Genomic DNA, 21,551 nt, shown 5'->3' with positions numbered 1-21,551 from the left:
CCCTGGAGTCCGTTCCCTGGCGTCCGTTCCCTGGCGTCCGTTCCCTGGCGTCCGTTCCCTGGCGTCCGTTCCCTGGCGTCCGTTCCCTGGCGTCCGTTCCCTGGCGTCCGATTCCTTCAAGACCGGCGCCCGGGCCCCCGCCTACGGTGACGTCATGACTCCACGATTCGCCGTGATCGGCCTGGTCGCCTCCGACCTGGCCGCGTCCCTCGCCTTCTACCGTCGCCTGGGCCTGGGCTTCCCGCCCGGCGCCGAGGAACAGCCGCATGTCGAGGCCGAGTTGCCCGGCGGGCTCACCCTCGCCCTGGACACCGAGGAGACGGTCCGCTCCTTCCACCCGGCCTGGCGCCCGCCGGCCGACGGCGGCCGGGTGGGGCTCGCCTTCCGCTGCGGTTCGCCCGCCGAGGTGGACGCGGTCTACGAGGACCTGGTCGGCGCCGGGTACCACGGCGAACTCAAGCCGTGGGACGCCTTCTGGGGCCAGCGGTACGCCACCGTGCACGACCCCGACGGCAACGGCGTCGACCTGTTCGCCCCGCTACCCGAGTAGCCCGGTCAGCGGCAGCCCGGCCAACTCCCGCACCTCACGGGAGAGATGGGGCTGATCCGCGTACCCCGCCCGGACCGCGGTCTCGGCGAGCGGCACCCCGCCCCGGGCGAGCGAGAGGGCCCGCTGCAGCCGGAGCACCCGGGCGAGCGTCTTGGGCCCGTAGCCGAACGCGGCGCGGCTGCGCCGGTGCAGCCGGCGGGCGCCGAGGCCCAGTTCGTCGGCGGTGGCCGCGACCGGGCGCCCCGCGTCCAGCGCCTCGACGAGGCGCCGCAGCGACGGGTCGGGCGGCCCGGCCCGCTCCAGGGCGATCTGCTCCAGCGCCGCGGCGGGATCACCGGCGGCAGCGACCCGGGCGCGCAGCCGCCGTACGACGGAGGCCGGCCAGATGTCGCTCAGCTCCACCCGCCGGTCGAGCAGTTCGTACGCCGGCACGCCGAGGACGGCGGGCGCGGTGCCGGGGTAGAAACGCAGGCCCACCCACACGCCTTGGGCGCCTTCGGTGGCGTACGCGCGCGTATCGGGCCCGGCGACCAGCAGCCGCCCCTCGTGCCAGAGCAGATCCATGCACCCGTCGGGCAGCACCCGCCCGGCGCCGCCCTCGTCCGGCCGGTTCACCCAGACGACCGCACCGGAGACCCGAGACGCCCGTTCCCTGTACACATACGCCAGCGTAGACGCGCCACGTCAGGGACACGGGACTGTGTGCGATACGCCGACCTGGGCGCGCCCCCGTCAGGGGCGCGGGGGAACTGCGCGAGCGGCCACCCACAACCCGCGGCCCGCCGAAAACCGCACCCCCCACTGCGAACCCGGCCCCGGCCCTCAGGCCTCCGGCTTGCGCGGCGGATGGCTGCTCTTCACATGCGTACGCAACCGCGCCGTGACGTCCTCGGGCGGCAGGAAGCGGGACCAGCGTTCCGGGAACTCGGACGGCATGTCCGGGTCGTCGGGGTCGACCTCGCGCGCCGCGGCCGCGCGGGCGACGTACTCGGCGACCTGGGCCTCCCGCAACCGCTCGTTGGCGGCGCGCGCCGCGGCCGTGGCGGCGGCCGGCCAGACCCGGTCGATGGCGGCGTTCACGGCGGCGCCGACCAGCACCGCGAAGGCGGACACACCGATCCACAGGAGCACGGCGACGGACGCGGCGAGGGAGCCGTAGATCGTCGCGCCCTCGATGGTGCTGGTCAGGTAGATGCGCAGCAGGAAGCTGCCGAGGACCCACATGGCCAGGGCGACCAGGGCGCCCGGCACGTCCTCGATCCACGGCGAGCGGACCGGCACGGAGACGTGGTACAGCGTGGTCAGGAAGACGATGGACAGGACGATCACGACCGGCCAGTACAGGACCTGTACGACCGTCTCGGACCAGGGCACGATCCGGACCACCGCGTCCGGCCCGGCCACCATCAGCGGCAGCGCGACCGAGCCGATCAGCAGCGCGGCGATGAAGAGCAGGAAGGACACGATCCGGGTCTTCACGATGCCCCGGACGCCGTCGAGGCCGTACATCACGGTGATCGTGTCGATGAAGACGTTCACCGCGCGGGAGCCCGACCACAGGGCGAACAGGAAGCCGATGGAGATCACGTCGGGGCGGCCGCCCCGCACCACGTCGTGCAGGATCGGCTCCGCGATCTCCTTCACGCCCTTGTCGGACAGGACCGTGCGGGACGCGTCCAGGAGGTTGGTCTCCAGGCTGGCGATGGTGTGGGCGCCGGTCCAGTCGTCGACGTAACCGAGCAGTCCGATGAGGCTGAGCAGCAGCGGCGGGACGGACAGCAGGGTGAAGAAGGCGGCCTCGGCGGCGAGGCCGAGGATGCGGTACTCCATGCAGGAATTGACGGTGTCCTTGACCAGCAGCCAGGCCGTCCTGCGCTTGGAGACGTTCCGGTAGAGGGCCCTGGCCCGGTGGAGCCGGCCGGAGGGCCGCTCGGGGGTATCGCTTGCTGGCTGCACGCCCTAACGGTATCCGCCGTCCGGGGCCGTACTCATCTTCCGGGGTCCCGAAGCGATCTTCCGGACCCGGGAGGGTCTTGCGGGGCGACCGGGGGTACCCCTGTGTCACGCTGGAGACCACCGCCGTCGGCCCCGGATAGGTTCGCAGACATGGCAGGCACCACCACCCATACCATCACCAACCAGCCGCCCCCGCTGGTCGGATACGACGTCTTCGGCGCCGACCGGGCCCTCGTCGAGGCGGTGGCCCGGCACACCGCCCCGGAGCTGCTGGACGAGGTGCGCGCCGAGCTGTCGTCGATCGGCGTCTCGGCCGGTTCGGCGCAGGTGCAGGAGTGGGCGGCGCAGGCCAACGAGCACCCGCCGCGGCTGCGCACCCACGACCGCTACGGCCACCGTGTCGACGAGGTCGAGTTCCATCCCGCCTGGCACCGGCTGCTCGGCAAGGGCGTGGGCGCGGGCCTGACCACCGGCTGGGTACGGCCGTCCGGGCACGTCCGGCGGGCGGCCGCCTTCCTGGTCTGGACCCAGGCCGAGGCCGGGAACTGCTGCCCGCTGTCGATGACGAACGCGGCGGTGCCCGCGCTGCGCACCGACCCGGAGCTGGCCGCCGCGTGGGAGCCGCTGCTGACGTCCGTGATCTACGACCGCGAGCTGCGGCCGGCCGCCCGGAAGGCCGGCGCCCTCTTCGGCATGGGCATGACAGAGAAGCAGGGCGGCAGCGACGTCCGTGCGAACACGACCGGCGCCGCTCCGCTCGCCGAGTCCGGGACGTACACGCTCACCGGACACAAGTGGTTCTGCTCGGCACCGATGTCCGACGGCTTCCTGGTGCTGGCCCAGGCCCCGGGCGGACTGACCTGTTTCCTGGTGCCGCGGGTCCTGGCGGACGGCACCCGCAACGTCTTCCTCCTCCAGCGCCTCAAGGACAAGCTCGGCAACCGGTCGAACGCGTCGAGCGAGGTGGAGTTCGACGGCACCTGGGCGCGGCGCGTGGGCGAGGAGGGGCGCGGGGTGCGGACCATCATCGAGATGGTCGCCGCGACCCGGCTCGACTGTGTGCTGGGCTCGGCGGGGCTGATGCGGCAGGCGGTGGCCCAGGCCGTGCACCACTGCACGCACCGCGAGGCGTTCGGCGGGAAGCTCGCCGACAAGCCGCTGATGCGCAACGTCCTGGCCGACCTCGCGATCGAGTCGGAGGCCGCGACGACGCTCGCGCTCCGGCTGGCCGCCGCCTACGACAACGGCGGCGAGGCCGAACAGGCCCTGCTGCGGCTGGCGTTGCCGGCCGCCAAGTACTGGGTGACCAAGCGCTGCGCGCCGGTCGCCGTGGAGGCCGCCGAGTGCCTGGGCGGCAACGGCTACGTGGAGGAGTCGGGGCTGCCCCGGCTGGTGCGCGAGTCACCGCTGAACTCGGTCTGGGAGGGCGCGGGGAACATCCAGGCGCTGGACGTCCTGCGGGCGTTGCAACGCGAGCCGGGAGCGCTGGACGCCTACCTCCAGGAGATCGGCCGCGCCCACGGCGCCGACCACCGTCTGGACCGCGCGGTCAAGGACCTCTTCTCCGAACTGGCCGACCTGGAAGGCATGGAGGCCCGGGCCAGGCGCCTGGTGGAACGCCTGGCGACGGTCCTCCAGGGCTCCCTGCTGGTCCGCTTCGCGCCCCCGGAGGTGGCCGACGCCTTCTGCGCGTCAAGGCTGGGCAACGACTGGGGTTCATCCTTCGGCACCTTGCCGAAGGGCCTGGACCTGGCGGCGGTGACGGAGCGAGCGAGGGTGCGCATCCCGACCTGAAGGGGGCGCGGGGAACTGCGCGACCAGCCACGACCCCGCAGCCGCCGACACACCGCAAGCCGCACCCGCTACCGCGTCCGGCCTTCCGCCGGGGCGCGGGGGTGGTGCTGCGCCGACACGGCACCACCCCCGCTTCTTCGGCCCATGTCAGGCCACCGACGCCGGAGCGTCGGCTCAATTTTCGGCCACTCCACGCCCGTTCACCAGGGTTGCAAGGGGTTGCAACATATCGGTGTCTGTGTGCGGACTGTGTGCCTCCGGCGCTGGAAAAAGGCACTATGAGACGCACAGTCGGACCGGAAACCGCCGCCCGGACGGCTTGACAAGACACTTCCACACCTTTTCCGAGGACTGTCCGGGAGGACCTCAGTGGGGAACCCGCCGATGGACGTGGCGCGACTCGCCGCGGTGGACGCGGCGCAGGCGGCGCGGTTACTGAACGAACTGCGCGAGGCGAGACTCGCCGGACAGCGTGGGCGGATCGCGCCCCGGCCGGTGATCGAGAAGTCCTGGGGGCGGATGCTGCGCGGCGGCGTCGACCCCGAACACGACTTCCGTTCGGGGCTGCTGTCCGCCGACGAAGTCCGGCGCAGACGTGAGGAGTCACCGCTGCGGGACGTACTGCCGGTGCTGCGCGAGGGGTTGCTTTCGGTCGCGGACGTCGCCCAGCACATCATGGTGGTCGCCGATGCCGACGGCCGGGTGCTGTGGCGCGAGGGTTCCTCGCCGGTGCTGCGCAAGGCGGACGGCGTCGGCTTCACACCCGGCGCCGACTGGCGCGAAGACGTCGTCGGCACCAACGGGGTCGGCACCCCGGCGGTGGTGCGGCGCCCCGTCCAGGTCTTCGCCGCCGAGCACTTCGTCCGCTCGCTCAGCTCCTGGACGTGTTCCGGCGCCCCCATCACCGACCCCCGGGACGGCAGGCTGCTCGGTGTGGTGGACGTCAGCGGTCCGCTGGAGACCATGCACCCGGCCACCCTGGCCTGGGTGAACTCGGTGGCGAAACTCGCCGAGGCCCGGTTGCGGGAGGTGCATCTGGCCGCGCTGGAGCGGCTGCGCGCGGTCGCGGCCCCGGTGCTGGCCCGGCTGGGCGGGCGGGCGCTGGCGGTGGACGCCGACGGCTGGACGGCGGCGGTCACCGGCATGCCGTATCCACAGCGGCTCGCACTGCCCAAGTCCCTGTCGCCGGGCCGCCGCTGGCTGCCGGCGCTCGGGCTCTGCTCGGTGGAGCCGCTGGCGGGGGGCTGGCTGCTGCGGGCGGTGGACGAGCCGGCACCGGCGGGCGGCGGCCGGCTGGTGCTGGACCTGGCCCGGCCGCGCCGGCCCTCGGTGACGGTGGGCGGCGGCGCCTGCTCCTGGTCCAGGGAACTGAGTCCCCGGCACGCCGAGTTGCTGTATCTGCTGGCGGTGCGGCGGGGCGGGCGGAGCGCGGCCGGGCTGGCCGAGGACGTCTTCGGGGACGCCTCACGGACGGTGACCGTGCGCGCCGAGATGTCCAGGATCCGGCGCTATCTGGGGGCGCTGCTCGAACACCGGCCCTATCGCTTCAGGGAGGACGCGGAGATCGAGGTGGTGCTCCCCGCCGACCCGCACGACCTGCTGCCCTGCTCGAACGCCCCGGCGGTGGCGGCGAGCAGAGGGCCGGACCCCCGGTCCGCGTGAAGGCCGGTGCGAGGGCTCCTGCGTAGGGCCGGTGCGAAGGCTCCTGCGAAGTCCGGCGTGAAGGACCGGGCGAAGGTTCGTGTGAAGGCCCGCACCCCAGGGTGCATTCAACGCATCAGGGGCATCCGGTGACACATCTTCCGCATATTTGCGGGGTCTTCGCGGTACGGCCGCCTCGACTGCCGTAGCATCCCGGTGCGGGCATCCCCAGCTGCTCCTCGGTCAACGTACGGACCATGAGGCGCAGTTGGCCCGCCTCGGGAGGAAACATGAAGCATCGCGGCAGACACCGGCGGCGCAGGCGGGGCGCGGCACTGCGCGCGGCCCTGGCCGGGGCCGCGCTGGCTCTCACCGCGACCGCCACGATCGTCAGCGCCTCGCAGGCCACGGTCGCCGAGGACCCGGGCGCGCTCAAGCCGCTGACCTCCGCCGCCGACACCGGGCGCCTCCAGCTTCAGGAACACCTGGTGGCGCGCCGCTCGCTGGACCGGCTCGCCTCGTCGATGGGCGGCACGGTCGGGGTCGCCGACGTCCTGGCGGACGCCGACCACACCCTGCGCCGGGCGGCCGACTGCGGCTCCGACGACCGGGACTCGCTGCCGGTCACCCCGGCGGCCACCGAGGCGTACTGCTGGGACCCCACCGACACCCTCACCGACGACTGGCGGCCGGCCTCGGTGACCACCTCCTCCGACGCGGACGACGACGGCCTGTGGGGCGCCAACCGGGTCGTCCTGGCCGGCTGGACGCACAGCACCTCCAGCGGCCCCGCCGCCTCCCGGGGCCTGGCCAGGGTCGCGGTCGTGAACGAGAACGACCCGGCACACCCCTCGTACTCCTGGGTCCTGCTGACCGTGCCCAGCGCCGACGGCCGTAGCTACCGGGGCCTGACCTCGGAGATCTCGGGCATGGCCTGGTACGAGGACAAGCTGCTGGTCACCACCACTCCGGGCAGCGCCGACGCGCTCTACGTCTACGACCTCAACCGCATCCAGCGCACCTCGGTGCTGACCGACGCAGTCGGCCGGGTGCCCGGCGGCTGGTCGGCCGACGGCTTCCGGTACGTGATGCCCGCCGTGGGCTCGTACCGGTTCACCGCGGGAGCCTGCTCCGAGGCCGGTGCGCCCTGTCCGAGCGCACTGTCCGTGGACCGCGGGACGGCCCCGGACAGCCTGGTCCTCGGCGAGTGGACACCCGCAGGCGGCGATCAGCGGGCCCGGCTGTGGCGGTACGCGTTCGACGAGAACCCGCGGCACGACGGTTCCCTCGCCACCGACGCCGCCGGCCGGGCGGACGCGGTCGAGGCGTACCGGACCGGGGCCTCCGAGATCCGGGGCGTCCTGTCGTACCGCCCGCCGGGCGCGACCGGCTCCGAGTGGTACGTCGGTCACCTCCCCGGCGCCATGGACGGGCACGGCAGCCTGTGGCGGCAGGACACCGGGGGCGCGCAGGCGGCCCGCTGCGGCTCGGACGCCTCGCACCGCTGCTGGGGTGCGAGCACCGGCTCGCTCTCCTACGCCGCCGACACGGGCGAGGTGTGGTCGGTCACGGACCGCATGCTGTTCTCGGTGCCGCTGCGCTCGATCGACGCGTCGCTCGGATAGTCGACACGGACAACCGGCACGTCGCTCGGGGCACGGACTCGGCGCGTCGCCGCGGCGACGGACATCGACACGGCCGGGGCCGGGATGATTGCCTGGCCCCCATGAGCAGCATCGTCGTGACCACCTGGTCCCTGGAGCAGACCTCCCCGGCCGACCTCCTCCCGGCCGCCGCGCCGGAGGGCGACACGGTCGAGGTCGTCCGCTCGCAGATCCCCTCCCCCGAGTTCAGCCGCTTCCTGTACGCCTCGGTCGGCGGCGACATCCGCTGGACCGACCGGCTGGGCTGGACGTACGCCCGGTGGCGGGAACACCTGGAGCGGCCGGGCGTGGAGACCTGGGTCGGCTACGACCGGGGCACCCCGGCGGGCTACGTCGAGCTTGAACCGCAGGACGACGGGGTCGTGGAGATCGTCTACTTCGGCCTGATACCGGCGTTCCGGGGCCGCCGGATCGGCGGTCACCTGCTGTCGTACGGCGCCGCACGCGCCTGGGACCTGGCGGAGCGGTGGCCCGGGCTGCCGCCGACGAAGCGGGTGTGGCTGCACACCTGCAGCCTGGACGGCGAGCACGCGATGGCCAACTACCAGCGACGCGGCTTCAGGCTCTTCGACACGAAGGTCGAGGAGGAACCGGACGTCTCGGCACCCGGACCCTGGCCGGGGGCCCGCCCGGAGCCACGTCCCGGCGCGTGACCCACACCACCCTGTCTCAGTATTCAGAATAGATCCGTCCGAATCACGGACGATGGTGGACTGGCCCGAGATCCGCGTGACACGCTTCCGTCATGTCTGGAACTGGAACCGCCTTGGTGAGTCGGCGGCACGTCGACCTCGGCCGCATGTCCAGCGCCATCTGTCCGGCGGGCTGAGAGCACAGCACCGCCGCCCCTTCCTGTCCAGACCTTCCCTTGCGCAGTGTCGCGCAGATATGCCCCCGTGCGCCCGTACGCGCAGGTAAGAGCCGCTTTCCCGCCTGTCCCGAAGGACGTATTCACCATGGCCGCCACCCCGCAGAACCCTGCCGCCTCCGCGCCCCGCCGCAAGGTGAGTCGTCACCGCGGTGAGGGTCAGTGGGCTATGGGTCACTTCACCCCGCTCAACGGCAACGAACAGTTCAAGAAGGACGACGACGGTCTCAATGTGCGGACACGCATTGAGACGATCTACTCCAAGCGCGGCTTCGACTCGATCGACCCCAACGACCTGCGCGGACGTATGCGCTGGTGGGGTCTGTACACGCAGCGCAAGCCCGGCATCGACGGTGGCAAGACGGCCATCCTGGAGCCGGAGGAGCTGGACGACAAGTACTTCATGCTGCGGGTGCGGATCGACGGCGGCCGCCTCACCACCCGGCAGCTGCGGGTGATCGGCGAGATCTCGCAGGAGTTCGCGCGGGGCAGCGCGGACGTCACCGACCGGCAGAACGTCCAGCTGCACTGGATCCGCATCGAAGACGTTCCCGAGATCTGGAACCGTCTCGAGGCCGTCGGCCTGTCCACCACCGAGGCGTGCGGCGACACCCCGCGTGTGGTCATCGGCTCGCCGGTCGCCGGCATCGCCGAGGACGAGATCATCGACGGCAGCTGGGCGATCGACGAGATCAACCGGCGGTACATCGGCAGCAAGGAGTTCTCCAACCTGCCGCGCAAGTTCAAGTCCGCGATCTCCGGTTCGCCGCTGCTCGACGTGGTGCACGAGATCAACGACATCGCCTTCGTCGGTGTCGAGCACCCCGAGCACGGTCCCGGTTTCGACCTGTGGGTCGGCGGCGGTCTGTCCACCAACCCGAAGATCGGTGTCCGGCTCGGCGCCTGGGTGCCGCTGGACGAGGTCCCGGACGTCTGGGCCGGTGTCATCGGCATCTTCCGGGACTACGGCTACCGGCGGCTGCGCACCCGCGCCCGGCTGAAGTTCCTGGTCGCCGACTGGGGCGCGGAGAAGTTCCGCCAGATCCTGGAGGACGAATACCTCGAGCGGAAGCTCGTCGACGGCCCCGCGCCGGCCGAGCCCCTGCAGCGCTGGCGTGACCACGTCGGTGTGCACCGGCAGCAGGACGGCAACTTCTACGTCGGGTTCGCCCCACGCGTCGGCCGCGTGGACGGCACCACCCTGGCGAAGATCGCCGACCTCGCCGAGGCCCACGGCTCGGGCCGGGTGCGGACCACCGTCGAGCAGAAGATGATCGTCCTCGATGTCGCCGAGGACCAGGTCGACTCGCTGGTCGAGGCCCTGGAGGCGCTGGACCTCACCGCCAGGCCGTCCTCGTTCCGGCGCGGCACCATGGCCTGCACCGGCATCGAGTACTGCAAGCTCGCCATCGTCGAGACGAAGGCGCGGGGCGCCGCTCTCATCGACGAGCTGGAGCGCCGGCTGCCCGACTTCGACGAGCCGCTGACCATCAACCTCAACGGCTGCCCGAACGCCTGCGCCCGCATCCAGGTCGCGGACATCGGTCTCAAGGGCCAGCTGGTCCTGGACGACCAGGGCGAGCAGGTCGAGGGCTTCCAGGTGCACCTGGGCGGCGCGCTGGGTCTGGAGGCCGGTTTCGGCCGCAAGGTCCGCGGTCTCAAGGTGACCTCGGAGGAGCTGCCGGACTACGTCGAGCGGGTGCTCAGGCGTTTCCAGGCGGAGCGCGAGGACGGCGAGCGGTTCGCCGCCTGGGCGTCCCGCGCCAGTGAGGAGGCCCTCTCATGAGCGAGCGGGCCGCCCCCTTCTACTGCCCCTACTGCGGCGACGAGGATCTGCGTCCCAGCGAGCAGGGCCACGGCGCCTGGGAATGCGCGGCCTGCAACCGCGCATTCCAGCTGAAGTTCCTCGGGCTGCTCGCCCGGGGGCTGAAGCACTCCGAAGCCGGAGGGGAACAGATATGACCACAGCTCAGGAAGACCGTACCGCCGACGACTTGAAGGCGCTGGCCGAGCAGGCCGGCCGTGATCTCGAAGACGCCACCGCCCTGGAGATCCTCCAGTGGGCGGTGGACACCTTCGGCAAGGGCTTCTGCGTGACCTCCTCCATGGAGGACGCGGTGGTGGCCCACCTGGCGTCACGCGCCCAGAAGGGCGTGGACGTCGTCTTCCTCGACACCGGCTACCACTTCCCGGAGACCATCGGCACCCGGGACGCGGTCGAGGCCGTGATGGACGTCAACGTCATCACCCTCACCCCGCGTCAGACGGTCGCCGAGCAGGACGCCGAGTACGGTCCCAGGCTGCACGAACGCGACCCCGACCTGTGCTGCAAGCTCCGCAAGGTGCAGCCGCTGGAGCAGGGCCTGACGAAGTACGCCGCCTGGGCGACCGGGCTGCGCCGCGACGAGTCCCCGACCCGGGCGAACACCCCGGTCGTCGGCTGGGACGAGAAGCGGCAGAAGGTCAAGATCTCGCCGATCGCCCGCTGGACCCAGGACGACGTGGACGCCTACGTCGCCGAACACGGCGTGCTGACCAACCCGTTGCTGATGGACGGCTACGCCTCGGTCGGCTGCGCCCCCTGCACCCGCCGGGTGCTGGAGGGCGAGGACGCGCGCGCCGGCCGCTGGGCGGGGCGGGCCAAGACCGAGTGCGGGCTGCACGGATGACGGCCACCACGCCTTCGACGAACCAGGAGAACAACGTGACGACCGGAGCCACCGTCTGGCTCACGGGTCTGCCGAGTGCCGGCAAGACCACCATCGCGTACGAACTGGCCGGCCTGCTGCGGGCGGAGGGCCGCCTCGTGGAGGTGCTCGACGGCGACGAGATCCGCGAGTTCATCTCGGCGGGCCTCGGCTTCAGCCGCGAGGACCGGCACACCAACGTGCAGCGCATCGGCTTTCTCGCCGAACTTCTGGCACGTAACGGCGTGACCGCCCTCGTCCCGGTGATCGCCCCCTACGCGGACAGCCGGGACGCGGTGCGCAAGCGCCACGAGGAGAACGGCACCGCGTACGTCGAGGTGCATGTGGCGACCCCGGTCGAGGTGTGCTCCGTACGCGATGTGAAGGGTCTGTACGCCAAGCAGGCCGCCGGTGAGCTGACCGGGCTGACGGGGGTCGACGACCCGTACGAGGAGCCCGAGACGCCCGATCTGCGGATCGAGTCGCAGCACCAGACCGTACGGGAGTCCGCGGCGTCCGTGCACGCCCTGCTCAGTGGGAAGGGACTGGCATGACGACGACCGTGGCGGCTCACGGGGAGGGCACGGGCACCCCGTACGCCCTGTCCCATCTGGACGCGCTGGAGTCCGAGGCGGTCCACATCTTCCGCGAGGTGGCGGGCGAGTTCGAACGGCCGGTGATCCTGTTCTCCGGCGGCAAGGACTCCATCGTCATGCTCCACCTGGCCCTGAAGGCGTTCGCCCCGGCAGCCGTCCCCTTCTCCCTGCTGCACGTGGACACCGGACACAACTTCCCCGAAGTCCTCGAATACCGGGACCATGTGGTGGCCGCACACGGCCTGCGCCTCCATGTCGCCTCCGTACAGGACTACATCGACCGCGGTGTGCTGCGCGAACGCCCGGACGGCACCCGCAACCCCCTGCAGACACTTCCGCTCACCGAGAAGATCCAGAACGAGAAGTTCGACGCGGTCTTCGGCGGCGGCCGCCGCGACGAGGAGAAGGCCCGCGCCAAGGAACGGGTCTTCTCCCTGCGCGACGAGTTCTCCCAGTGGGACCCGCGCCGCCAGCGCCCCGAACTGTGGAACCTCTACAACGGCCGCCACGCCCCCGGCGAACACGTCCGGGTCTTCCCGCTCTCCAACTGGACCGAGCTGGACGTCTGGCAGTACATCGCCCGCGAGGGCATCGAACTGCCGGACATCTACTTCGCGCACGAGCGGGAGGTCTTCCAGCGCGGCGGGATGTGGCTGACCGCGGGCGAGTGGGGCGGCCCGAAGGACGGCGAGACCGTCGAGAAGCGGCAGGTCCGCTACCGGACCGTCGGTGACATGTCCTGCACCGGCGCCGTCGACTCCGACGCCGCCACGCTGGACGCCGTGATCACGGAGATCGCCGCCTCCCGGCTCACCGAGCGCGGCGCCACCCGCGCCGACGACAAGCTCTCCGAGGCCGCGATGGAAGACCGCAAGCGCGAGGGGTACTTCTAAAGATGAGCACGACCACCACGGAACTCGGCCTGGCCGAGACCACCCTGCTGCGTTTCGCCACCGCCGGTTCGGTCGACGACGGCAAGTCCACCCTGGTCGGACGACTGCTGCACGACTCCAAGTCGGTCCTCACCGACCAGCTGGAAGCCGTGGAGCGCGCCTCCGCCTCACGCGGGCAGGACGCCCCCGACCTCGCCCTGCTCACCGACGGACTACGGGCCGAACGCGAACAGGGCATCACCATCGACGTCGCCTACCGCTACTTCGCCACACCCAAACGCCGGTTCATCCTCGCCGACACCCCGGGCCACGTGCAGTACACCCGCAACATGGTCACCGGAGCCTCCACCGCCGAGCTGACCGTCGTCCTGGTCGACGCCCGCAACGGAGTCGTCGAGCAGACCCGCCGGCACGCCGCGATCGCCGCCCTGCTCCGCGTCCCGCACGTCGTCCTCGCCGTCAACAAGATGGACCTGGTCGGCTACCAGGAGGCGATCTTCGCGGGGATCGCCGAGGAGTTCACGGCGTACGCGACCGAGCTGGGCGTCCCCGAGGTCACCGCGATCCCGATCTCGGCGCTCGTCGGCGACAACGTCGTGGAGCCGTCCGCGAACATGGACTGGTACGGCGGCCCGACCGTCCTGGAGCACCTGGAGACCGTCCCGGTCAGCCACGACCTGGCGCACTGCCACGCCCGGCTGCCCGTGCAGTACGTGATCCGCCCGCAGACCGCCGAGCACCCGGACTACCGGGGCTACGCCGGCCAGATCGCCGCCGGTACCTTCCACGTCGGCGAGCCGGTCACGGTCCTGCCGTCCGGTCGTACGACCACGATCTCGGGCATCGACCTGCTCGGCAAGCCGGTCGACTCGGCCTGGACGACCCAGTCGGTGACCCTGCTGCTCACCGACGACATCGACGTCTCGCGCGGCGACCTGATCGTGCCGACGAAGGACGCGCCGGAGACCACCCAGGAGGTCGAGGCGACCGTCTGCCACGTGGCCGACCAGCCGCTGACGGTCGGGCACCGGGTGCTGCTCAAGCACGGCACCCGCACGGTCAAGGCGATCGTCAAGGACATCCCGTCCCGGCTCACGCTCGACGACCTGTCCCTGCACCCGCACCCGGGGCAGCTCGTCGCCAACGACATCGGACGGGTGAAGATCCGTACCGCCGAGCCGCTGCCGGTCGACTCCTACGCCGACTCGCGCCGCACCGGCTCCTTCATCCTGATCGACCCCGCCGACGGCACCACGCTCACCGCGGGCATGGTCGGCGAGTCGTTCGCCTCCCCCGAGCCCGTCAAGGACGAGACCGACGACGACGGCTGGGACTTCTGACATGACGATGACCGACGTCTACTCGACGTTCGCGAAGGAGGGCGGCCGCGTCGGCAGCGGCGACCTCGGGAGCGGGCAGGGCGGGGTGGCGCGATGTGCGTGCTGACGTACGCGCACTGCCTGCGCGCCCCGGCCCCCCACCCGACGTCCCGGATGCGACGAAGACCTGCCGACCTCCCGGCCACGACCTGAGAGACCGTGACCGCCGGGCCAACGAGAGGAAAGCCTCCCGTGCCTGCCAACCGCTCAACGCTCCTTCGCCGCGGCATAGCCGCGCTCGCCGCACTCCCCCTGCTCACGCTCGCCGCCTGCGGGTACGGGTCGGACTCCGACAAGAGTGACACCACCAAGGTCGCCGCCGGCGCCAAGAAGATCGACGGCCTCGACTCCGTCAAGATCGGATACTTCGGCAACCTGACCCACGGGACCGCGCTGGTGGGCAACCAGAAGGGCTTCTTCCAGAAGGAGCTCGGCGCCACCAAGGCCAAGTACGCGATCTTCAACGCGGGGCCGTCCGAGATCGAGGCGCTCAACTCGGGCTCCATCGACATCGGCTGGATCGGTCCCTCGCCGGCGATCAACGGCTACACCAAGTCCAACGGCACCGACCTGAAGATCATCGGCGGTTCGGCGTCGGGTGGCGTGAAGCTGGTCGTCGACCCGAAGAAGATCAAGTCCCTGAAGGACGTCAAGGGCAAGAAGATCGCGACGCCTCAGCTGGGCAACACGCAGGACGTGGCGTTCCTCAACTGGGTCGCCGACCAGGGCTGGAAGGTCGACGCGCAGAGCGGCAAGGGCGACGTCACGGTCGTCCGCACCGACAACAAGATCACCCCGGACGCCTTCAAGGCCGGTTCCATCGACGGCGCCTGGGTGCCGGAGCCGACCGCGTCCAAGCTGGTCGCCGAGGGCGGCAAGGTGCTGCTCGACGAGTCCACGCTGTGGCCCGACAAGAAGTTCGTGATCACGAACATCATCGTGTCGCAGAAGTTCCTCAAGGCGCACCCGAAGGTCGTCGAGGCGGTCCTCAAGGGCTCGGTCGAGACCAACAAGTGGATCAACGCCAATCCGGACGCGGCGAAGACCTCGGCCAACAAGCAGCTGGCGATCGACTCCGGCAAGGCACTGCCGGACGACGTCCTGAACTCCGCCTGGTCCTCCATCCAGTTCACCGACGACCCGCTGGCCTCCACGCTCAACACCGAGGCCGAGCACGCCGTCAAGGCCGGTCTGCTCACCGACCCGCTGCTGAAGAACATCTACGACCTGACGATCCTCAACAAGGTCCTCAAGGCCGACGGCGCGAGCACGGTCGACGCCGCCGGTCTCGGCAGCAGCTGACACCGGTCCCGACGCGTTCCCAGGAGGTGACGACCATGGCCACGACCACGACACTCGCCAAGGCCGGCGAGTCGGTGGAGTACGCGGCACGCCTTGAGCACGTCTCGAAGTCCTTCGCGACTCCCGGTGGACAGCAGCTCGTCCTGGACGACATCACGCTCGATGTCGCGCCGGGCGAGTTCGTCACCCTCCTGGGGGCGTCGGGGTGCGGCAAGTCCACGCTGCTGAACCTGGTGGCGGGGCTGGACCGGCCCACCGCGGGCTCCATCGCGACGGACGGGCGGCCCGCCCTGATGTTCCAGGAGCACGCCCTCTTCCCGTGGCTGACCGCGGGCAAGAACATCGAACTCGCCCTGAAGCTCAGGGGGGTTCCCAAGAACGACCGCCGCGCCAAGGCCGAGCAGCTGCTCGAACTGGTCCGGCTGAAGGGCGCGTACGGCAAGCGCGTCCACGAGCTGTCGGGCGGTATGCGCCAGCGTGCGGCGCTGGCCCGGGCGCTCGCCCAGGAGAGCAACCTGCTGCTGATGGACGAGCCGTTCTCGGCCCTGGACGCCATCACCCGGGACGTGCTGCACGACGAGCTGACCCGTATCTGGGAGGAGACCGGGGTCTCCGTCCTGTTCGTCACGCACAACGTGCGCGAGGCGGTGCGGCTCGCCCAGCGGGTGATCCTGCTGTCGTCCCGCCCGGGCCGGATAGCGCGCGAGTGGGAGGTCGGCATACCGCAGCCGCGCCGCATCGAGGACGCGCCCGTGGCCGAACTGTCCCTTGAGATCACCGATGTACTGCGTGGGGAGATCCGCCGTCATGGCCAGCACTGAGACGACGCCGCTCAAGGAGGGCGGAAGTGTCGAGGCGGGCCTCGACGCGCTGGAGACGTCGACGACCGGCCGCCCGACCTTCCGGCAGACCTTCACCGCCAAGATCCTGCCGCCGATCATCGCGCTCGCCGTGGTCCTCGTGGTCTGGACGCTCCTCGTCCCGGTCGTCGACGACCCGTCCAAGCTGCCCTCGCCGGCCGCGGTGGGCGACACGTTCAAGGACGCCTGGCTCAAGGGCGACCTGCTCGGCTATATCTGGACCAGTGTCAGCCGCGGCCTGCTCGGCTTCCTCTTCGCGCTGGTCATCGGCACCCCGCTGGGTCTGCTGGTGGCCCGGGTGAAGTTCGTGCGCGCGGCCATCGGCCCGATCCTGTCCGGCCTCCAGTCGCTGCCGTCGGTGGCGTGGGTGCCGCCGGCCGTGATCTGGCTGGGTCTGAACAACTCGATGATGTACGCGGTGATCCTGCTCGGCGCGGTCCCCTCCATCGCCAACGGTCTCGTCTCCGGTGTCGACCAGGTGCCCCCGCTGTTCCTGCGCGCCGGACGCACGATGGGCGCGACCGGTGTGAAGGGGATCTGGCACGTGGTGCTGCCGGCGGCGCTGCCCGGCTATGTGGCGGGCCTGAAGCAGGGCTGGGCGTTCTCCTGGCGCTCGCTGATGGCGGCGGAGATCATCGCGAGCTTCCCCGACCTCGGCGTGGGTCTCGGCCAGCTGCTGGAGAACGCGCGCACCGCCAGCGACATGGCCATGGTGTTCGAGGCCATCATTCTGATCCTGTTCGTCGGCATCGCGATCGACCTGCTGATCTTCAGCCCGCTGGAGCGGTGGGTGCTGCGCAGCCGCGGTCTGCTGGTGAAGAGCTGAGGTAGCCCATGAGCAAGCCGGTCCGCCCCGTCCTCGTGGTGATCGCCCACGGCAGCCGCGATCCGCGGCACGCGGCGACCGTGCACGCCCTGGTGCGGCGGGTACGGTCGCTGCGGCCCGGGCTGCGCGTGGAGACCGGCTTCCTGGACTTCACCATCCCGTCGGTGCACGGGGTGCTGGAGTCCCTGGCGGCGGAGGGCGTCCGCGATGTCGTGGCCCTCCCCCTGCTGCTCACCCGCGCGTTCCACGCGAAGGCGGACATCCCGGCCGTCCTGCGGGACGCGCCGGCTCGGCTGCGGATCCGGCAGGCGGAGGTGCTCGGCCCGTCCCCGCTGCTCCTGGCGGCCCTGGAACGGCGGCTGCACGAGGCGGGGCTGACCCCCGCCGACAAACCCTCGACCGGGGTCGTACTGGCCTCGGCGGGGTCCAGCGACCCGGAGGCGATCGCGGTGATCGCAGAAATCGCGCGGGAGTGGCGGCACACCGGTTGGTGCGCCGTGCGGCCCGCGTTCGCCTCCGCATCCCTCCCCCGCACCGAGGACGCGGTACGGGAGCTGCGGGAGCTCGGCTGCGCCCGGGTGGCGGTCGCCCCCTACGTCCTCGCCCCCGGCTTCCTGCCCGACCGGATCGCGCGGGGCGCGGCGGAGGCGGACGTGCTGGCCGAGGTGCTCGGCCCGGCGCCCGAGGTGGCACGGGTGCTGCTGGAGCGGTACGACGCGGCCCGCACCCCCGCCCTGGCGGCCGTGGGCGCCTGAGCGGTCCGGCCTTCGGTCCGAGGGACGCCCTCGGGGTTCGCGGTCCGGCGCTCCCCTGTGACGTCGGACCGCGAACGGCCGGTCCACGGCGGGGCTCTCACGAGCGTCACCGCCACGACCGGCTCTTACTTCAGCGTCGTGGCCCGCGAACGTGTCACACCAGGGTCTTTGCCGGTTCCGTTTCCCAATGACTTGTCCCTACTGGGCAGTTGACCGGGCGATCGGGGTGCCCTCGGCCTCGGCGATCGGGCGGCGCGGCCGTTGCGCTCGATGCCGCAGAGGGCGTCGCGGCCGGTGTATACGAACTCGGCGTCGGCGGGAGGTTGCCGGTGGGCGTTCGTGCCGGAGGAGGCGGTGCAGCCGGGGGCGGTCCGGGTGCGGCTCACCGGCACGGCCCCGCAGGTCCGTCGCGCGCACAACCCGTCGGCGTACAACCGCCGGGTGCCGACGAGCCCTCGGGGCGCCGGTTTCGGACCCCGGCCGAGGACCCGCGGCTCGCCGTACCGCGCGAGACCGTGCCGCCGGCGCCCGTCCTCGGCCTGCGGACGGTCACGCCTCCGGGGCGGTGAGCTCCACCAGCTTGACGACCGTGTTCCAGTTGCGGGTGGTGGCGATCAGCCCCTTGTTGATCCGCGGCCGGGACAGCGCCTCCGCCAGCTTGGAGCGGCCGAGGCCGTCCGGGGCGTACAGGTACAGCGCGCGGTCGCCCAGCCGGAACTCCTCGGGGAGGTGGGCGGCGGGGTCCAGGTCCGCGAACCGCTCCGGCGCGACCGGCGCGGAGAAGTAGGTGACGTGCAGCTGCCTGGCCTCCAGTTCGGTGGCCGGGAACGGGCAGGCCTCGGCGGTCGCCTTGAGGTAGGCGTGGTCGCGGACGAGCACGTCGACGGAGAAGCCGAACCGCTCCTCGATCCCCTTGGCCAGCTCCGCGGCCAGCGATTCGGGGTCCCCGCCGGCGGCGAAGACGGCCTGCCCGCTCTGCAGGTAGGTCCCCACGGACTCGTACCCCAGGCCGGTCATGAGCGCCCGCAGGTCGGCCATCGGAAGCTTCTTCCTGCCGCCCACGTTGATCCCGCGCAGCAGTGCCGCATACATCGTCATTCGAACACCTTAGAACGGCCGTCGTGCCCCGTGGGGGTGGGCACGACGGCCGTGCCGGGCATGCCGGGCTGCCCGAAACTCTGGCCGATCGGACCGCTCCGGATCAACTCCTACACGCACCTGTGACTTGTTCAACAAGGTTTTGTAATCACAAAGCGGATCCCCGTCGTCGGAAGGGACAGCCCTGATCATCACCCCCGAGATGGGTCGATAGATGTAAGGGCCCGACATCCTCCCAGGCGATGAGAGCCGGCCACCGCACTTCACCGGACAGCACGAGGAGTCGGTCCTGTCCGGCCCATACCTTCGAATCGAACGCAGGAAGTCGTGAAGAAATCGTGGCGGCCGGGGCGGCCGTCACCGCACACGAGGGGGCAATCCCGTCATGGGGAACGGAGACACGCGGGTGCGGGGCCTGGCCGCCCGGGCCGGCGGCTGGAGCGCCCGGCACCGCTGGGCCGCCGTCGGCATATGGGTACTGTTCGTCGTCCTGGCGATGGGACTCGGCTCGGCGGCCGGCCGGGTCGATGTCGACGAGAGCGATCAGCTCAAGGGCGAGACCCACACCGCAGCGAAGATCATCGACGACGCCGGGATCAAGGAGCCGGCCGCCGAGACGGTCCTGATCCAGTCCAGGGATCCGTCGGTCAAGGCCACGGACGCCGGGTTCAGGTCCGCCGTCGCGGAGGTCGTCAAGGCGGTCGACGGCACCGGCAAGGTCACGGACACCACCTCGCCGTACGCCACCGGAACCATCTCGAAGGACGGCCGCAGCGCGCTGGTCCAGTTCGACATGCGCGGTGACGCGGAGACCGCCGCGGACCGGGTCGAGCCGGTGCTGGACGCCGTGGCCGGGGTGCAGAAGGCGCACGGCACGCTGCGGATCGCGGAGATCGGCGGCGCCAGCATGGACAAGCAGTACGGCGACGCCTTCGGCAAGGACTTCAAGCGGGCCGAGTACTCCGCCGTGCCGGTGGCCTTCGGCATCCTGCTGATCGCCTTCGGCGCGCTGGTGGCCGCGCTGCTGCCGGTCGGCCTGGCGATCACCGCGATCATGGCGACGATGGGCCTGATGGGCCTGATCAGCCATCTGCAGCCGATGAGCGACACCGCCAACTCCGTGATGCTGCTGGTCGGCATGGCCGTCGGCGTCGACTACTGCCTGTTCTACCTGCGCCGGGAGCGCGAGGAGCGGGAGGCCGGCCGGGACGCGGGCGCGGCGCTGCGGATCGCCGCCGCCACCAGCGGCCGGGCCATCATCGTCTCCGGTGTCACGGTCTGCGTGGCCATGGCGGGCATGCTGTTCACCGGCCTCGCCGAGTTCGAGGCGATGGGCCTGGCCTCCCTGATGGTCGTCGCGGTCGCCATGGTCGGCTCGGTCACCGTCCTGCCCGCGCTGCTCTCCCTGCTGGGCGAGCGGGTCGAGAAGGGCCGGATCCCGTTCCTGCGCCGCCGCAGGCGCGCCCACGGCCCCTCCGAGAGCCGGTTCTGGAGCGCCGTCCTGCGGGGCGTGCTCGCCAGGCCGCTGGTCTCCGTGCTCGTCGCGGTCGGCGCGCTGCTCGCGGTCGCCGCTCCCGCCCTCGGGATGAAGACCTCGCAGCTCACCCTGGACCAGGAGTTCGGCGGCTCGCTGCCGATCGTGCAGACCTACGACCGGGTCAACCAGGCCTTCCCCGGCGGCTCCCAGCCGGCCGAGGTGGTCGTCAGGGCGAAGGACATCAACGCCCCCGAGGTCAAGCAGGCGCTGACCGACTTCCGGGAGCAGGCGATCAGTTCGGGTGCCTCGCGCGGCCCGGTCGACATCAGGCTGCACGACGCCCAGAACGTCGCCCTGATCTCCGTACCGCTGGTCGGCGGCTCCGACATGGACAAGGCCGGCAAGAGCCTGCGCAAGCTGCGCGACCAGGTACGGCCCGCCACGCTCGGCAGGGTCGACGGGCTGCAGGCGCCGGTGACCGGGAACGTCGCGGGCAACGAGGACTTCAACGACCAGTTGATGGGCTCGGTCGTCCCGGTCTTCGCCTTCGTGGTCGTCTTCGCCTTCCTCCTCATGCTGCTGTCGTTCCGCTCGCTGACGGTCGCGATCACCTCGATCCTGCTCAACCTGCTCTCGGTCGGCGCCGCCTACGGCATCCTGGTCGCCGTCTTCCAGCACGGCTGGGGTGCCTCCCTGGTGGGTGCGGAGGGCGTCGGCGCGATCGTCAGCTGGCTGCCGCTGTTCCTCTTCGTGATCCTGTTCGGCCTGTCGATGGACTACCACGTCTTCGTGGTCTCCCGGATCCGCGAGGCCCGGCTGCGCGGCCGGTCCACCAGGGACGCGATCCAGCACGGGGTGGTCACCACGGCCGGGGTCGTCACCAGCGCCGCCGTCATCATGGTCGCCGTGTTCGCGATCTTCGGCACGCTGTCCATGCAGTCCATGAAGCAGATGGGCGTGGGCCTGGCGGTCGCGGTCCTCATCGACGCGACGGTCATCCGGGGCGTGCTGCTCCCGGCGGTGATGGCGCTGCTCGGCGAGCGCAACTGGTACCTGCCCCGCTGGCTGCGCTGGCTGCCGGACCTGACCCACGACGAGTCGCCGGAGCCGGTGGCGCCGCCGGCGCCCCGGGGCGAGCAGGACCGGCTGCCGGTCTGACGTCCGGGTAACACCCTCTGACACAGGGTCCGTTGGCCTCCGGGGGA

At 71.3% G+C, this 21,551-nt stretch carries 20 protein-coding genes; 17 read left to right on the top strand and 3 right to left on the bottom strand.

The window, feature by feature from the left end; translation table 11 throughout:
- The first annotated feature begins 154 nt into the window (after positions 1 to 154).
- Positions 155 to 550 carry a VOC family protein gene (locus ACWDGI_RS32300; protein WP_450765101.1) on the top strand — a complete coding sequence of 132 codons (396 nt, stop codon included), beginning with the start codon at positions 155 to 157 and terminating at the stop codon, positions 548 to 550.
- Here the strand turns inward: ACWDGI_RS32300 and ACWDGI_RS32295 are convergent.
- On the bottom strand, positions 539 to 1,210 hold the full coding sequence (locus ACWDGI_RS32295) for a helix-turn-helix domain-containing protein (RefSeq protein WP_450765099.1): 672 nt from the start codon (positions 1,208 to 1,210) through the stop codon (positions 539 to 541). The genes ACWDGI_RS32300 and ACWDGI_RS32295 overlap by 12 nt on opposite strands.
- Before the next feature lie 162 nt (positions 1,211 to 1,372).
- Positions 1,373 to 2,506: a YihY/virulence factor BrkB family protein gene (locus ACWDGI_RS32290; RefSeq protein ID WP_450765097.1), complete on the bottom strand. Its 1,134-nt coding sequence runs from the start codon at positions 2,504 to 2,506 to the stop codon at positions 1,373 to 1,375.
- 150 nt (positions 2,507 to 2,656) lie between these two features.
- Here ACWDGI_RS32290 and ACWDGI_RS32285 point away from each other — a divergent pair, with 150 nt between their 5' ends.
- The 15 genes from ACWDGI_RS32285 to ACWDGI_RS32215 all read left to right on the top strand — a co-directional run bounded on the left by ACWDGI_RS32285 (position 2,657) and on the right by ACWDGI_RS32215 (position 17,771).
- Positions 2,657 to 4,300: an acyl-CoA dehydrogenase family protein gene (locus ACWDGI_RS32285; RefSeq protein ID WP_450765095.1), complete on the top strand. Its 1,644-nt coding sequence runs from the start codon at positions 2,657 to 2,659 to the stop codon at positions 4,298 to 4,300.
- A 384-nt stretch (positions 4,301 to 4,684) separates the two neighbouring features.
- Positions 4,685 to 5,962 carry a GAF domain-containing protein gene (locus tag ACWDGI_RS32280; protein ID WP_450765093.1) on the top strand — a complete coding sequence of 426 codons (1,278 nt, stop codon included), beginning with the start codon at positions 4,685 to 4,687 and terminating at the stop codon, positions 5,960 to 5,962.
- A gap of 269 nt (positions 5,963 to 6,231) precedes the next feature.
- The gene (locus ACWDGI_RS32275; protein ID WP_450765091.1) at positions 6,232 to 7,566 is read left to right on the top strand and encodes a hypothetical protein; all 1,335 of its coding nucleotides are present in this window, start codon (positions 6,232 to 6,234) and stop codon (positions 7,564 to 7,566) included.
- 101 nt (positions 7,567 to 7,667) lie between these two features.
- Entirely contained in the window at positions 7,668 to 8,258 is a 591-nt protein-coding gene (locus ACWDGI_RS32270; RefSeq protein ID WP_450765089.1) for a GNAT family N-acetyltransferase, read from the top strand.
- Positions 8,259 to 8,350: 92 nt separating this feature from the next.
- On the top strand, positions 8,351 to 8,434 hold the full coding sequence (locus ACWDGI_RS32265) for a putative leader peptide (RefSeq protein ID WP_360476077.1): 84 nt from the start codon (positions 8,351 to 8,353) through the stop codon (positions 8,432 to 8,434).
- Between the two features lie 127 nt (positions 8,435 to 8,561).
- Complete coding sequence (locus ACWDGI_RS32260) at positions 8,562 to 10,259, top strand: nitrite/sulfite reductase (RefSeq protein WP_450765087.1); 1,698 nt, start codon at positions 8,562 to 8,564, stop codon at positions 10,257 to 10,259.
- On the top strand, positions 10,256 to 10,435 hold the full coding sequence (locus tag ACWDGI_RS32255; protein ID WP_351328653.1) for a hypothetical protein: 180 nt from the start codon (positions 10,256 to 10,258) through the stop codon (positions 10,433 to 10,435). Before ACWDGI_RS32260 ends, ACWDGI_RS32255 begins: the two co-directional genes overlap by 4 nt.
- Entirely contained in the window at positions 10,432 to 11,142 is a 711-nt protein-coding gene (locus ACWDGI_RS32250) for a phosphoadenylyl-sulfate reductase (protein ID WP_450765084.1), read from the top strand. The genes ACWDGI_RS32255 and ACWDGI_RS32250 overlap by 4 nt, the downstream gene beginning before the upstream one ends.
- Positions 11,139 to 11,714 (top strand): adenylyl-sulfate kinase, encoded by a 576-nt coding sequence (gene cysC / locus ACWDGI_RS32245; protein WP_450765083.1) that lies wholly within the window; start codon positions 11,139 to 11,141, stop codon positions 11,712 to 11,714. The genes ACWDGI_RS32250 and cysC overlap by 4 nt, the downstream gene beginning before the upstream one ends.
- Positions 11,711 to 12,649 carry a sulfate adenylyltransferase subunit CysD gene (cysD, locus tag ACWDGI_RS32240; protein WP_450765081.1) on the top strand — a complete coding sequence of 313 codons (939 nt, stop codon included), beginning with the start codon at positions 11,711 to 11,713 and terminating at the stop codon, positions 12,647 to 12,649. Before cysC ends, cysD begins: the two co-directional genes overlap by 4 nt.
- Positions 12,650 to 12,651: 2 nt before the next feature.
- The gene (locus ACWDGI_RS32235) at positions 12,652 to 13,989 is read left to right on the top strand and encodes a sulfate adenylyltransferase subunit 1 (RefSeq protein WP_450765079.1); all 1,338 of its coding nucleotides are present in this window, start codon (positions 12,652 to 12,654) and stop codon (positions 13,987 to 13,989) included.
- A gap of 231 nt (positions 13,990 to 14,220) precedes the next feature.
- Positions 14,221 to 15,330, top strand: coding sequence for an aliphatic sulfonate ABC transporter substrate-binding protein (locus ACWDGI_RS32230; protein WP_450765077.1), 1,110 nt, complete (start codon positions 14,221 to 14,223; stop codon positions 15,328 to 15,330).
- A gap of 35 nt (positions 15,331 to 15,365) precedes the next feature.
- The gene (locus tag ACWDGI_RS32225) at positions 15,366 to 16,151 is read left to right on the top strand and encodes an ABC transporter ATP-binding protein (RefSeq protein ID WP_450765075.1); all 786 of its coding nucleotides are present in this window, start codon (positions 15,366 to 15,368) and stop codon (positions 16,149 to 16,151) included.
- On the top strand, positions 16,138 to 17,016 hold the full coding sequence (locus ACWDGI_RS32220) for an ABC transporter permease (RefSeq protein ID WP_450765073.1): 879 nt from the start codon (positions 16,138 to 16,140) through the stop codon (positions 17,014 to 17,016). Before ACWDGI_RS32225 ends, ACWDGI_RS32220 begins: the two co-directional genes overlap by 14 nt.
- A gap of 8 nt (positions 17,017 to 17,024) precedes the next feature.
- Positions 17,025 to 17,771, top strand: coding sequence for a sirohydrochlorin chelatase (locus ACWDGI_RS32215; protein WP_450765071.1), 747 nt, complete (start codon positions 17,025 to 17,027; stop codon positions 17,769 to 17,771).
- Between the two features lie 549 nt (positions 17,772 to 18,320).
- Here ACWDGI_RS32215 and ACWDGI_RS32210 read toward each other — a convergent pair.
- A complete protein-coding gene (locus tag ACWDGI_RS32210; protein ID WP_450765069.1) occupies positions 18,321 to 18,869 on the bottom strand; it encodes a DUF1697 domain-containing protein in 549 nt (182 codons plus the stop codon).
- A 385-nt stretch (positions 18,870 to 19,254) separates the two neighbouring features.
- Between ACWDGI_RS32210 and ACWDGI_RS32205 the strand changes: the two genes are divergently transcribed.
- Positions 19,255 to 21,504 carry an MMPL family transporter gene (locus ACWDGI_RS32205; RefSeq protein WP_450765067.1) on the top strand — a complete coding sequence of 750 codons (2,250 nt, stop codon included), beginning with the start codon at positions 19,255 to 19,257 and terminating at the stop codon, positions 21,502 to 21,504.
- Positions 21,505 to 21,551: the final 47 nt, after the last annotated feature.

Source organism: Streptomyces sp. NPDC001220, from assembly GCF_053597895.1.
This window is presented reverse-complemented; position numbering and strand designations above follow the sequence as displayed.

Bases quoted from the DNA above. Each gene is read 5' to 3' on its own strand.
- ACWDGI_RS32235 (WP_450765079.1), top strand. From the start codon at position 12,652: ATGAGCACGACCACCACGGAACTCGGCCTGGCCGAGACCACCCTGCTG.
- ACWDGI_RS32210 (WP_450765069.1), bottom strand. From the start codon at position 18,869: ATGACGATGTATGCGGCACTGCTGCGCGGGATCAACGTGGGCGGCAGG.
- ACWDGI_RS32280 (WP_450765093.1), top strand. From the start codon at position 4,685: ATGGACGTGGCGCGACTCGCCGCGGTGGACGCGGCGCAGGCGGCGCGG.
- ACWDGI_RS32225 (WP_450765075.1), top strand. From the start codon at position 15,366: ATGGCCACGACCACGACACTCGCCAAGGCCGGCGAGTCGGTGGAGTAC.
- ACWDGI_RS32300 (WP_450765101.1), top strand. From the start codon at position 155: ATGACTCCACGATTCGCCGTGATCGGCCTGGTCGCCTCCGACCTGGCC.
- ACWDGI_RS32205 (WP_450765067.1), top strand. From the start codon at position 19,255: ATGGGGAACGGAGACACGCGGGTGCGGGGCCTGGCCGCCCGGGCCGGC.
- cysD (WP_450765081.1), top strand. From the start codon at position 11,711: ATGACGACGACCGTGGCGGCTCACGGGGAGGGCACGGGCACCCCGTAC.
- ACWDGI_RS32270 (WP_450765089.1), top strand. From the start codon at position 7,668: ATGAGCAGCATCGTCGTGACCACCTGGTCCCTGGAGCAGACCTCCCCG.
- ACWDGI_RS32255 (WP_351328653.1), top strand. From the start codon at position 10,256: ATGAGCGAGCGGGCCGCCCCCTTCTACTGCCCCTACTGCGGCGACGAG.
- ACWDGI_RS32285 (WP_450765095.1), top strand. From the start codon at position 2,657: ATGGCAGGCACCACCACCCATACCATCACCAACCAGCCGCCCCCGCTG.
- cysC (WP_450765083.1), top strand. From the start codon at position 11,139: ATGACGGCCACCACGCCTTCGACGAACCAGGAGAACAACGTGACGACC.
- ACWDGI_RS32260 (WP_450765087.1), top strand. From the start codon at position 8,562: ATGGCCGCCACCCCGCAGAACCCTGCCGCCTCCGCGCCCCGCCGCAAG.
- ACWDGI_RS32220 (WP_450765073.1), top strand. From the start codon at position 16,138: ATGGCCAGCACTGAGACGACGCCGCTCAAGGAGGGCGGAAGTGTCGAG.
- ACWDGI_RS32275 (WP_450765091.1), top strand. From the start codon at position 6,232: ATGAAGCATCGCGGCAGACACCGGCGGCGCAGGCGGGGCGCGGCACTG.
- ACWDGI_RS32215 (WP_450765071.1), top strand. From the start codon at position 17,025: ATGAGCAAGCCGGTCCGCCCCGTCCTCGTGGTGATCGCCCACGGCAGC.
- ACWDGI_RS32250 (WP_450765084.1), top strand. From the start codon at position 10,432: ATGACCACAGCTCAGGAAGACCGTACCGCCGACGACTTGAAGGCGCTG.
- ACWDGI_RS32265 (WP_360476077.1), top strand. From the start codon at position 8,351: ATGTCTGGAACTGGAACCGCCTTGGTGAGTCGGCGGCACGTCGACCTC.